Source organism: Polaribacter sp. 2305UL8-11, from assembly GCF_058147165.1.
Genome location: NZ_JBYVJW010000003.1, coordinates 220,053 through 233,343, shown reverse-complemented (window position 1 = coordinate 233,343; position 13,291 = coordinate 220,053). Strand labels below are relative to the sequence as shown.

At 29.8% G+C, this 13,291-nt stretch carries 12 protein-coding genes; 11 read left to right on the top strand and 1 reads right to left on the bottom strand.

Annotated features, from left to right (window positions below; all coding sequences use genetic code 11):
* Positions 1–47: 47 nt before the first annotated feature.
* Positions 48–2,480 (top strand): zinc-dependent metalloprotease, encoded by a 2,433-nt coding sequence (locus tag ACY2RW_RS04155; RefSeq protein WP_490121438.1) that lies wholly within the window; start codon positions 48–50, stop codon positions 2,478–2,480.
* A gap of 37 nt (positions 2,481–2,517) precedes the next feature.
* Here the strand turns inward: ACY2RW_RS04155 and ACY2RW_RS04150 are convergent, their stop codons facing one another.
* Positions 2,518–3,840, bottom strand: a complete 1,323-nt coding sequence (locus tag ACY2RW_RS04150) for a DUF2851 family protein (protein ID WP_490121437.1) — start codon at positions 3,838–3,840, stop codon at positions 2,518–2,520.
* Between the two features lie 3 nt (positions 3,841–3,843).
* On the opposite strand from ACY2RW_RS04150, the gene ACY2RW_RS04145 reads away from it, so the two are divergent.
* The 10 genes from ACY2RW_RS04145 to ACY2RW_RS04100 all read left to right on the top strand — a co-directional run bounded on the left by ACY2RW_RS04145 (position 3,844) and on the right by ACY2RW_RS04100 (position 13,213).
* Positions 3,844–4,671, top strand: coding sequence for a peroxiredoxin family protein (locus tag ACY2RW_RS04145; protein ID WP_490121436.1), 828 nt, complete (start codon positions 3,844–3,846; stop codon positions 4,669–4,671).
* A gap of 86 nt (positions 4,672–4,757) precedes the next feature.
* Complete coding sequence (locus tag ACY2RW_RS04140; RefSeq protein ID WP_490121435.1) at positions 4,758–5,390, top strand: NAD(P)H-dependent oxidoreductase; 633 nt, start codon at positions 4,758–4,760, stop codon at positions 5,388–5,390.
* A 27-nt stretch (positions 5,391–5,417) separates the two neighbouring features.
* Positions 5,418–6,872: an aminoacyl-histidine dipeptidase gene (locus tag ACY2RW_RS04135; RefSeq protein WP_490121434.1), complete on the top strand. Its 1,455-nt coding sequence runs from the start codon at positions 5,418–5,420 to the stop codon at positions 6,870–6,872.
* A 194-nt stretch (positions 6,873–7,066) separates the two neighbouring features.
* A complete protein-coding gene (locus tag ACY2RW_RS04130; RefSeq protein WP_490121433.1) occupies positions 7,067–7,831 on the top strand; it encodes a ParA family protein in 765 nt (254 codons plus the stop codon).
* A gap of 1 nt (position 7,832) precedes the next feature.
* A complete protein-coding gene (locus ACY2RW_RS04125; protein ID WP_490121432.1) occupies positions 7,833–8,717 on the top strand; it encodes a ParB/RepB/Spo0J family partition protein in 885 nt (294 codons plus the stop codon).
* Positions 8,718–9,299, top strand: coding sequence for a DUF5683 domain-containing protein (locus ACY2RW_RS04120; RefSeq protein ID WP_490121431.1), 582 nt, complete (start codon positions 8,718–8,720; stop codon positions 9,297–9,299). It abuts the gene before it with no gap.
* 1 nt (position 9,300) lies between these two features.
* A complete protein-coding gene (dapB, locus tag ACY2RW_RS04115) occupies positions 9,301–10,002 on the top strand; it encodes a 4-hydroxy-tetrahydrodipicolinate reductase (protein ID WP_490121430.1) in 702 nt (233 codons plus the stop codon).
* Positions 10,003–10,124: 122 nt separating this feature from the next.
* Complete coding sequence (gene lepB / locus ACY2RW_RS04110) at positions 10,125–11,963, top strand: signal peptidase I (protein WP_490121429.1); 1,839 nt, start codon at positions 10,125–10,127, stop codon at positions 11,961–11,963.
* Positions 11,964–11,968: 5 nt separating this feature from the next.
* Complete coding sequence (locus ACY2RW_RS04105; protein WP_490121428.1) at positions 11,969–12,583, top strand: WbqC family protein; 615 nt, start codon at positions 11,969–11,971, stop codon at positions 12,581–12,583.
* Between the two features lie 51 nt (positions 12,584–12,634).
* Positions 12,635–13,213 carry a Crp/Fnr family transcriptional regulator gene (locus ACY2RW_RS04100; RefSeq protein WP_490121427.1) on the top strand — a complete coding sequence of 193 codons (579 nt, stop codon included), beginning with the start codon at positions 12,635–12,637 and terminating at the stop codon, positions 13,211–13,213.
* Positions 13,214–13,291 lie beyond the last annotated feature (78 nt).

Genomic DNA, 13,291 nt, shown 5'->3' with positions numbered 1-13,291 from the left:
TCGCTTTTTAATAACTTAGAGGATTCATTAACCTACATCAAACGAATATGAAAAAAATCTTATTATTCTCTTTTGCTTTGGCTATAACTTCGTGTGCTTCTATAGATACACAAAAAACAAAATCCAAAGAAAAAAAGACAACAACTACTGCCCAAAAACCTAAAAAGAGCAAAAAAACCAAATATGCAGATATAGTAAATAAAAACACAATAACAGACAATGGTTTGTTTAAAGTGCATTTTTCCAAAAATAAATATATTTACGAAATACCAAAAACCTATTTAGGCAAAGAAATGTTATTAGTTACAAGACTAAAAGACATCCCTTCTGGTTTAGGAGGTGGTTATGTAAATGCAGGATCTAAAATAAACACACAAGTTATTGTTTGGGAGCGTTTTAAAAATAAAATATTACTCAAAGTAAAATCTTACAATGCAGTTGCAAACGACTCTTTGCCAATTTTTAAATCTGTAAAAGCAAATAATTTAGAGCCTATCATTTACTCATTTGATATTAAAACGCAAAATCCAGATTCTACTGCAGTTTTAGTAGATGTAACCAAATTCTTTTCTTCAGATGTGAAAGCTATTTCTGGATTGCCTTCCTTTTTTAGGAGAACCTACAAAATAAGAAGGTTAGATGCTTCTAGAAGTTTTATCAACTACATAAAAAGTTTTCCAAAAAACATAGAAGTAGTTCAAGATTTTACGTTTGATGCTGATGCACCTCCAAGTAACAGGTCTACAAATACTATTACAGTTCGTGTGAATCAATCTATGATTTTACTTCCAGAAAAACCTATGATGCCAAGAATTTACGACAAAAGAGTTGGATATTTTACTGTAGGTAATGTAGATTATAGTTCAGAAGCTTTAAAAGCAGATGATAAAAGATATATAAGACGTTGGAGATTAGAACCAAAAGATATAGCTGCTTACAATCGTGGAGAATTGGTAGAACCTATAAAACCAATTGTATATTATTTAGACCCTGGAACACCAGAAAAGTTAAGAAAATACATCAAACAAGGTGTAGATGATTGGGCAAAAGTTTTTGAAACTGCTGGTTTTAAAAATGCAATTATGGCAAAAATGCCACCAACAAAAGAAGAAGACCCAGATTTTAGTATGGAAGATGTTCGTTATTCTTCTATAAGATATGTAGCTAGTACAACCAGAAATGCAACTGGACCTAGTGTTTCTGACCCACGTTCTGGAGAAATTATAGAAAGCGATATTATCTGGTATCATAACCATTTACGTTCGTATAGAAATAGATATTTATTAGAAACAGGTGCTGCAAATCCGTCTGCAAGAACTTTAGATACTCCTGCAGAAGAAATTGGAGAAATGATGCGAATGGTAATTTCTCACGAAATTGGTCATGCATTAGGGTTGCCTCATAATATGGCTGCAAGCTATGCGTATCCTGTAGATTCTTTACGTTCTGGTTCTTTTACTCAAAAAAACGGAATTGCTGCTACAATTATGGATTATGCTCGATACAATTATATTGCACAACCTGGAGATAAAAACATCCGATTTATTAGACAACTAGGACCTTATGACCACTACTCTATTAATTGGGGATATCGTGTAATACCATCAGCCAAAACACCAGAAGATGAAGTAAAAACTTTAGACAAATGGATTGAAGAAAAGGCTGGAAACCCTATTTATAAGTTTGGCTTTCAAAGAAGAGGTGGTTTTGACCCTGCTTCTCAAACAGAAGATATTGGTAATGATCATGTTAAAGCGAGTTCTTATGGTTTGAAAAACTTAAAAATTGTAGCTAAAAATTTACCCAATTGGACATCAAACCAAACCAATAATTATGATGATTTAAGTGAATTGTATGGAGAGTTATTAAGTGTTTGGGGCAGATATGTTGGTCATGTTGCTAGCAATGTTGGAGGTGTTTTTGAAGATAATAAAAAACCAAACCAAACTGGGGTTATTTATCAACCAATGACAAGAAGCAAACAAAAAGAAGCGTTAAATTGGATGCAAGAAAACGCTTTTAAAACCCAAAATTGGTTACTAGACAAAGCCATTTTAACAAATATTGACGAAGCTGGCTACACAGATGCATTATTGCGTTATCAAAATAGATTTTTATACAGTTTATTAAATGTAGATAAATTAAAAAGAATGTTAGATTCAGAAACCATTGATTCTAAAACATATACTGCTTATGAAATGATGAGAGATTTGCAAAAAGGTATTTTTTCTGAAACAAATGCTGCAAGAAACGTAGATGTATATAGAAGAAATTTGCAAAAAACATACATAGACAGAATGGGTTCTTTGCTAAATGATAAAAAAATTAAAAATTCTGATGTACACTCTATAGTTCGTGGAGAATTAGAAGCATTAAAAAACAAAGTAAATAATGCTAGTAAAAGAGCTATAAATACTATTTCTAAATACCATTATAGAGATTGTTATGTAAGAATAAAAAACATTCTAGATCCTAAATAAACAAAGCATTTATAATGCTTAAGAAAGTATACATTATTTATGATTTTCCTAAAACTTTAACTCCTATTGCACAATGTAAACATCGTTTCTTTGTGCAATAGTTGTTTTTAAGCTCCAATAAAGATTGTGTTTCGTAGGCATTTTTTGCTTTTAAACCAATTTTTCCAAACTTAGAAATAATACTGTTCTTTTCTGGTTTTATCTCTTGAATCACTTTTAAAAAATCATCATTACTTGCCTCTGTTCTATTTTTTTGATACAAAAATTGTAGTGGAATAATTGTATTAATCAACAACAAGTCTATAAAAGGTTTTGTTAATTTTTTGGGTGATGGTTTAGAAATTTTGTCAAATGTATAATGTGTTATCCAAAAAGTATTTGTTGTTATTTTAAACAATTCATAAAATTCATGTAAACTTTTTAAATTTAATATTTTCGAAAATAAATTTTGATGTTGATGATATAATGAAACCAATTGCGCAATGCGAATTGTTGGAAAGTTTGGTGGACGCATTCTAAAAAAAGAAAATTGCTGATTTGCAACTGGCACCAAATTGTACTTATGCTTTAAAAAAGCGTATTCCTTTTTTAAATTCTGATGATATTCATCTTCGGTAAATTCTTCTAAAAAACCAGCTTGTCCAAAAAGTAAAGCTGCTAATTGATGTTCATTAAAACTAACCTTTCTTAATATAGAAAAATCAATAGATTTTGCTAAATTTAAAAAAGCATCTCCATTAACTTTTAACCCAAAATTTTTAGCCAAAAGCTGAAATAATGTTGCTTCAAAATTATTCTTATTCATTTCTAAATAAGCTTTCATCTCATCAGATTTTCTTTCTAATCGCTCAAAAAACAAGCGTTCTTTCCAATTTTCTAGAGTAAAAGAATCTATTGTTGCAATTTCTTTTTCACAAGGAATCCATCTTTTTTGATATGAAAATAAATTTTGATAATTTCTCAAGGCAGAAATCATTAAAACATCCTTTAAAACCAAAGTAGGTAAAAGTGCATTATTTTTCATGTAAATATTGGCATCATCTTCCCAAACAACATGCAAAATAACAGCATCATAATTTGCATCAATTTCATGATTGTGTGCATACCAATCAGAAGATTTTATATGAATCTCTACATTCCCAATCCAAAGTTGATTGTTTATTTTTAATTGTGAATTTAAAAAATCTGGTCCTGCATTTTCATTGTGTCTTCCAGATTTTAAAACCGTTAATGGTTCTTTTGCAGTAGTTTTTAAATCATTTATAGAAAACAACTGATATTTCCATACATAATGTAAAAAATCTTCTTTCATAGCAAATAATAAATCGCGTAATTTGGCTTTCTTTTTATCGACTATCAATTTATGAAAAATATTTTAAAATCGCTCTTTATTAGTAGTCTACCTGTTTTTGCCTTGGTTACATTTATATATACCATCATCAACACAAACTACAATAGTAAAGATATAAGCATCCTTATTTCTTCTTTAACTATAGTTGTATTTTTTTTAATGTTATTTATAAAACCTACAGCAAGAACATCAAAAAATTTAGCTCCTTACTCATTTGTAATCCTACTAAGTGCGTTATTAAGTTTATTTGATTTTAATAGAGAAACTTTACTTTTAAACGCATCATTAACTTTAGGTTGGCTTGGGTATTTAAAATGGTATTCTTCATTTAATAATAGAAACAAAACTGTTTTAGAAGTAGGAAAAAAATTACAAAATTTCACATTAGAAAACAGCAAAAAACAACCTGTAAACACCTCCTCCCTAAAAGGAAAGTTTAAAATATTCTTATTTTACAGAGGCAATTGGTGCCCATTATGTATGGCACAAATAAAAGAAGTTGTTCATCAATACAAAGAACTTGAAAAAAGAAATGTAGATATGGTGCTAATCAGTTCTCAACCTCATAAATTTACAGAAAATTTAGCACAAAAGTATAACGTACCTTTTCACTTTTTGGTTGATGCAGACCATAAAATAGCTAAAAATTTAGGTATTTTTCATAAAAATGGTTTGCCAACAGGTTTTCAAGTACTGGGTTATGATTCTGATGTAATACTGCCAACAGTAATTATAACTGATAAAAATAATACGATTATTTTTGCAGATTTAACTGATAATTATCGAGTTAGACCAGAACCAGAAACTTTTTTCAAAATTATAGATAATTACAAAGGGTAAATTTATAGAAGCATCAATTTTTACAATCATTTCTTTTTTAATACCCACTAATTATTGATGTATTTTTGTAGTACAAAAATTAATAAATGAATATTATAGACAGTTTAAAATGGCGTTATGCTGTTAAAAAATTTGATACTGAAAAAAAACTTTCACAATCGCAAATAAATACTTTAAAGGAAGCATTTAATCTAACAGCTACTTCTTACGGTTTACAACCTTTAAAGTTGGTTGTTTTGCAAAATAAAGAAATTCAAAAAGAGTTGGTAGCCCATTCTTGGAATCAACCCCAAGTATTAGAAGCTTCTCATGTTTTGGTAATCTGTATTCCAGAAAAATATACAACAAAAGAAGTGACAAACTACTTTAATTTGGTTCAAAAAATTAGAAATACGCCAGATGCAATTATCAATCCATTCAAAGAGTTTTTAACTGCTGAAATTGAGAAAAAAACGCAAGAAGAATTATTTACTTGGAACAAAAATCAAGCCTATTTAGCTTTAGGAAAGCTACTAACGGTTTGTGCAAATGAGAGAATTGATGCCTGTCCAATGGAAGGTTTTATCCCTGCAGAATATGACAAAATTTTAAATTTAAAAGCAAGAAACTTAAAATCGGTTTTAGTTTTACCTGTTGGTTTTAGAGCAGATGATTGTTATATGAAAGATTTGGCAAAAGTTAGAAAAGAAACGCAGGAAATTGTCATAGAAATCAACTAAATTTATAGCATAAATAATAACATACAAATGAGTAAAGAAGTAAGAAATTTAGCCCCAAAAATTGTTTGGAATCATTTTGCAGATTTAAATGCAGTACCTCGTCCTTCAAAAAAAGAAGAAAGAGTCATCCAATTTATGGTCGATTTTGGTAAAAGTTTAAACCTTGAAACATTTGTTGATAATGTAGGAAATGTTATCATTACAAAACCTGCTACAAAAGGTTTCGAAAATAGAAAAACGGTTGTTTTACAAAGCCATTTAGACATGGTACATCAAAAAAACAACGATACTGTTTTTGATTTTGATAAAGAAGGCATTAAAATGATTATTGATGGTGATTGGGTAAAAGCAGCAGGAACTACTTTAGGCGCAGATAATGGTCTTGGAGTTGCAGCAATTATGGCAATTTTATCTTCTGATAACATACAACATCCAAATATCGAAGCTCTATTTACCATTGATGAAGAGACAGGAATGACAGGTGCAATGGGTTTAAAAGGTGGAATTTTAAAAGGTGATATTTTACTAAACTTAGATACAGAAGAAGATGATGAAATTGGAATGGGTTGTGCAGGTGGAGTTGACATAACAGCAACAAAAAGCTACTCTAAAGAAGCAATTCCTGATCATTTTATTGCTTATAAAATAGAAGTAAAAGGGCTTAATGGAGGACATTCTGGAATGGACATCATTAAAGGATTAGGAAATGCTAATAAACTAATGAATAGAGTGCATTATTCAGCTATAAACGCTATCCAAATCTGTGAAATTGATGGTGGAAGTTTAAGAAATGCTATCCCAAGAGAAAGTACTTCAATAATTGCAACAGATAAAGCTAATAACGAACTAATAGAATCTTCTTTTTTAACAGAAATTGATAAAATCAAAGAAGAGTTTAAAACGTTAGAACCTAATTTAGAAATAAACTTTTCTTCTACAGAAGTCCCAGAAACATCACTTAGTAAAGAAACAAGTAAAAGTTTAATAAAATCTATTTACGCTGCTGTAAATGGTGTGTATAGAATGAGTCCAGATATTGATGATTTGGTAGAAACTTCTAACAATATTGCAAGAGTTATTGTTAAAAATGGCGACATAAAAATAGGTTGTTTAACGCGTTCGTCATCAGAAACTAGCAAATTGGATTTGGCAAATTCATTAAAATCTGCTTTTGAATTGGCTGGCTTTAATGTTGATTTTTCTGGAGAATATCCTGGTTGGCAACCCAATGTAAATTCAGAAATCTTAGAAGTTGTTGCAAATTTATATGAAAATTTACACGGAGAAAAAGCCAATGTTGCAGCTTGTCATGCAGGCTTAGAATGTGGTATTTTAGGTCAAAACTACCCAAAAATGGATATGGTTTCTTTTGGACCAACCATTAGAGGTGCTCATTCTCCAGATGAACGTGCAAGTATTTCATCAACACAAAAGTTTTGGAAATTTTTGGTAGAGATTTTAAAAAATACACCCAACAAATAACAATTCATCAACTATTCTATACCGAAGTTTTTACTTCGGTTTTTTTTCTATTAAAATTTGTTTAAAAAACTCAATAAAACAAACATAAACAACTGATAAACAGTGTTTTGAAAAATTACACTTTTGTTAACATCTTTCACCTAAAAAAAACAGAAAAAAATGTAATTTTACTACTTATAAAGACAACTCTAACAATGGGGAAAATTATTGCAATTGCCAATCAAAAAGGTGGTGTAGGAAAAACAACAACTAGCGTAAACTTAGCAGCTTCTTTAGGTGTTTTAGAGAAAAAAGTATTATTGATTGATGCTGATCCTCAAGCGAATGCATCTTCTGGATTAGGTATAGATGTTGAGCCTGTAGAATTTGGAACTTACCAAGTTTTAGAACACACAGTTTCTGCAAAAGAAGCCATTGTTAAGACAAATTCTCCTAATGTAGATATTATTCCTGCACATATAGATTTAGTAGCTATAGAAATTGAGCTGGTAGACAAGCAAGAAAGAGAATATATGTTAAGAAAATCGTTAGTAGAAATTAAAAACGATTACGACTATATTTTAATAGATTGTGCTCCTTCTTTAGGTTTAATTACCTTAAACTCTTTAGTGGCTGCAGATGCTGTAATTATTCCTATACAATGTGAATATTTTGCTCTAGAAGGCTTAGGAAAATTATTAAATACGATTAAAAGTGTTCAGAATATTCATAATTCAGAACTAGATATAGAAGGTTTACTATTAACAATGTTCGATTCTCGATTACGCCTTTCTAATCAAGTAGTTGATGAGGTTAGAAAACATTTTTCTAGCATGGTTTTTGATACAATTATTAGAAGAAATACACGTTTAGGAGAAGCACCAAGTTATGGCGAAAGTATAATTGCTTACGATGCAACCTCTAAAGGTGCTGTAAATTACTTAAATTTGGCACAAGAATTATTAAAAAAGAATTCGTAAAATGGCAAAAGCAACCAAGAAACAAGCTTTAGGAAGAGGATTATCGGCTTTGTTGCAAGAATCTCCAAACTTAAACTCTGCATCAGATAAAAATGCAGATAAAGTTGTAGGTAATATTATAGAAATTGAGTTGGGTTTAATAGATGTTAATCCTTACCAACCAAGAACTTATTTTGATGAGGAAGCACTAAGAGAATTAGCAAGTTCTATTAGAGAACTAGGTGTTATCCAACCTATTACAGTAAGAAAATTAGAAGGTAATAAGTTCCAGTTAGTTTCTGGTGAGCGTCGTTTTAGAGCATCAAAATTAATTGGTAGTAAAACCATACCAGCTTATATTAGGCTTGCAAACGACCAAGAAATGCTAGAAATGGCATTGGTTGAAAATATACAACGCAAAAATTTAGACCCAATAGAAGTTGCTTTATCTTACCAACGATTAATTGATGAGATTCAGTTAACGCAAGAAGAATTAAGTACCAGAGTTGGTAAAAAGCGTTCTACTGTTACCAACTATTTACGTTTATTAAAATTAGATCCTATTTTACAAACAGGAATGCGTGATGGTTTTATTTCTATGGGACATGGTCGTGCCATGATTAATGTAGAAAACACCGAAGATCAATTAGCAATTTACGAGAAAATTTTACGTGAAAAACTATCAGTAAGACAAACTGAAGACTTGGTAAAGAGTTTAAAAACAGGAACCATTGCAAAACCAAAGAAAAAACCAATACCAAGCTATATTAAAAATAGCATCAAAGATATTAGTGCCTACTTTGGTCATAAAATAGACGTTTCTGTAAGTGCAAATGGCAAAGGAAAAATTTCTATTCCTTTTCATTCAGAAGAAGATTTTAATCGTATTAAAAACTTACTAAAATAAGTGTCTTTTAAAAAGAACATATTTATCCTATTTTTTACATTTTTTGCAGCAATTTCTTTTGCACAAAAAGACTCTATTCAAGTAAAAGATTTAAAAATAAAAGGAAATATTAAAACTGAAGGTGTATACAACCCTTTAGCACCATCTAAAGCTGCATTTTATTCCGCTATTTTTCCAGGAATGGGACAAATTTATAATAAAAAATACTGGAAAGCTCCTATAGTTTGGGGAGCATTAGGTACAAGTATTTATTATTATCTAGACAATAATAGTGAGTACAAAAGATACAGAAGAGCTTTTAAACTAAGAAAGCAAGGTTTAGAAGATGAGTTTACGGCTAGTGGTTTAACAATTTCTACAGAAACTTTAGAAAGAGCACAAGAACAATTAAGAGAAAATAGAGATTTATCATTACTTACCACAGTAATTTTATATGTATTACAAATTGTAGAAGCCAGTGTAAACGCACATTTATTACAATTTAACACAGATGATAACCTATCTTTTAAACCAACTTTTATAAACGACCCTATATTAATAGAAGCACCTAAAGTGGGTCTAACATTAAAATATACTTTTTAACATGAAAATTGCCTTACTTGGTTATGGAAGAATGGGTAAAGAAATTGAAAAAATTGCTTTATCTCGTGGACATGAAATTGTAATTAGAAAAGATGTAGACGATGTTATAGATATTACAGTAGCAGATGTTGCTATCGATTTTAGTGTACCCTCCTCTGCTTTTAATAATATTACCAACTGTATTAATAATAACGTTCCTGTTATTTCTGGAACTACAGGTTGGTTAGACAAATATGAAGAAGCTGTTGCTCTTTGCAAAGAAAAAAACAGTGCTTTTATATATGCTTCTAACTACAGTTTAGGTGTAAATATCTTTTTTGAATTGAACAAACAATTAGCAAAAATGATGGCTACATTAGAAGATTATAATATTTCTATGGAAGAAATACATCACACCAAAAAATTAGATGCTCCAAGTGGAACAGCAATTACATTAGCAGAAGGAATTATAGAAAACACAACAAAAGAAAAATGGGTTTTAGGTGATAAAACATCAGAAGAAAACATACCTATTGTAGCAAAAAGAATTCCAGATGTTCCTGGTACACATACAGTTTGGTATGATTCTCAAGTAGATGCAATAGAAATTAAACACACTGCACACAACAGAAAAGGCTTTGCTTTAGGAGCTGTTGTAGCTGCAGAGTGGATTATTGGTAAAAAAGGTGTTTTCTCAATGAAAGATGTGTTAAACATCCGTTAAAAACGGTAACAATAAAGAACAAACGTTATCTAATTAAAATAAATATGTCTCCTCGAGCGCAGTCGAGAGGTTTTTATTATTAAGGTCTCGACTGCGCTCGACCTGACACGAAAAGTATAGTTATGACATTTACACAATGGTTTATCTTTTTTTTAGTAGTACAAGTAATTCATTTTTTAGGAACTTGGAAACTGTATGTAAAAGCTGGTAGAAAAGCTTGGGAAGCTGCAATTCCTATTTATAACGGAATTATTCTTACAAAAATAATTAAAAGACCTTGGTGGTGGATTATTTTATTGTTTATCCCCATTGTAAATTTACTGATGTTTCCAGTAATTTGGATTGAAACTATTAGAACCTTTGGTTTTTACAAAAAAATAGATTCTTTTTTGGTTATTGCAACTTTAGGTTTGTATATTTTTTACATAAATTACGCTACAGACGCAAAATACAATGCAGAAAGAAGCTTAAAACCACGTTCTGAATTAGGAGAATGGGTAAGCTCTATTGCTTTTGCAATTATTGCAGCAACTTTAGTGCACACATATTTTATGCAACCTTTTACAATACCAACATCTTCTTTAGAAAAATCTTTGTTGGTTGGAGATTATTTGTTTGTGAGTAAATTTCATTACGGAGCTAGAGTTCCATCTACAGTAATTGCTGCACCAATGGTGCATGATTCTTTACCTTTTACAGGAACTGCTTCTTATTTAAAAAAGCCACAACTTCCATACTTACGTCTACCTGGTTTGCAAAAAATTAAAAACAATGATATTGTTTGTTTTAATTGGCCAGCAGATACTCTAAAAACAATGTGGGGTGATAATTCTGGAAAATTCACCTATAAACCAGTTGATAAAAAAACCAATTATGTAAAACGTTGTGTAGGTATTGCAGGAGATTCTTTAGAAATGAAAAATGGTTATTTTTACATTAATGGAAAAAAGAATGTATTACCAGACAGAGCCAAGTTGCAGTTTTATTACACTTATGAATCTAAAAAACCAATAACTCAAAGTACTTTTCCGAATTTTTTATTAGATAATGAAAAATCAAGAGTTTACTCAGTAAGTTCAAAATATTGGAATGACTCTAGCTTACAAAATGTTTTTAACAAAGATGCTCTTTTCTCTAAAATAAAGGAAGATTCAATAATAACTGAAGTAGTTGCAAGGGCTCCTATATATAGGATACAAACAAAATATTGGAATAATCCAAAAGTTCAACAAAGATTTTATGATGATGAAGACATTAATTTGATAGAAATAGGTAGCGACTCTTTATATACAGAAGTGGCTGGTAATATTACTCAAGTTTTAGCTAATAAGTTGAAAATGCAATCTACTATGATTGCAAACAAAATCAACATAAATATGACAACTGAAGAAGCTGATAGACTTGAAAAGTATAGTTTAACATTATCAGTTAGAAAAGTAAATCACAGAAAAGACAATGCCATTTTCCCTCATGTTGCAAAGTTAGGATGGAGCCAAGACAACTTTGGCCCTATTTATATTCCTAAAGCTGGAGCAACCGTAAAAATAGATGCTGAATCTTTACCTTTTTACGAGCAAATCATAAAAAATTATGAACATAATGATTTACAAGTTGTTGGAGAAAATATCTATATTAATGGAGAAAAAGCAGATTCTTACACCTTTAAACAAGACTATTTTTACTTAATTGGAGATAATAGACACAATTCTTTAGATGCACGTTATTGGGGGTATGTACCTTTTGACCACGTTTTAGGAAAACCAGTAATGGTTTGGTTTAGTTGGGACGCAGATGCTCCTTCTTTTGGTGCAAAACTAAAATCAATTCGTTGGGATAGGATGTTTACAACTGTTCATGGAGATGGAAAATCTGTTTCTTACAGATATTTAGTATTTGGATTAATTGCACTTTATATTGGATATAGTTTTTATAAAGGAAAGAAGAAATCTGCTAAAAAATAAACAATATGTCATTGTTTATTCCAACATACTTCTCTCCTATTTCTCAATATGCTGAAATAGTAAAAGCAAAAGAAGTAGTTTTTGAAATGGAAGACAATTTTCAGAAACAGAGTTATAGAAATAGATGTTATATTTATAATTCTAGTGGAAAACAATTGCTAAATATTCCTGTAAAAAACGGAAATAAAGACACTTCTACCAGAAAAAAAACCAAAGACATGTTGGTAGAAAATGATGTTGCTTGGCAAGATCATCATTTAAAATCTTTGCAAACCGCTTACAGAAATTCTCCTTTTTACGAGTTTTATGAAGATGATTTATTACCTATTTTCACAAAAAAATATACGTATTTACAAGGTGTAACTATAGATACTTTTTTGTTTGTTATGGATGCATTGCAATTAAATACAGAGTTTTCCAAAACAAATAGTTATAGCAGTTGTGAAGTAACAAAAGACTTTAGAAATTTGTCTGATGTAAAAAATCAACCTGAAGAATTTATAGCTCCATATACACAAATGTTTGATGATAAATATGGTTTTCTTCCTAATTTATCAATTTTAGACCTTTTATTTATGGAAGGTCCAAATACAATTAGCTTTTTAGAAAAAAAACTGTAACTTTGATAGGCTACTAAAAAAATCCCCCAAAAAAAGTAGTTTACTTTATTAATGGAAACAATTAAAAGCACATTAGATAAATTTGCTAATTTATCTGAGGGCTCAAAAAAAAGCCTTTTCTCTTTAGCAAAACCACTTTTATTAAAAAAAGGAGATGCTATTGTAAAAGCAAATACGATTCCAGAAAATATATATATTTTAAAATATGGAGTTGCTAGATCTTATTTTATTGATAAGAAAGGCAAAGAATATACTAGAAGTATATTTACCTCTATAAGACCTGTAGGATCTTTAGGAGGTTTAATTTTAAACAAACCTTCTAAATTTTCTTATGATTGCTTAACTGATTGCAAATTGTATGTTATTAACTTTAAAAAGTTTAAAGAACTTACAAAAACTAATATTGATTTAGCAAACTTATACTCTAAAGTTTTAGAGCAAGTTTTTTTAGAGTTAGAGTCTAAAATTTATGATTTATCTGTGTTAAATGCTACAGAAAGGTATTTAAAACTTAAAAAGAATAATCCTGATATAGAAAATATGATTCCACAGTATCATATTGCCTCTTTTTTAAACATTACACCAGTACAATTAAGTAGAATTAGAAAAGATATTTACTCTAAGAAATAATTTAACGTATGTTAATTTTTTTATCAAAAGAAAATAATACTTTTGTTAAGTATTATTCCCCCAATATATTGTTGTACT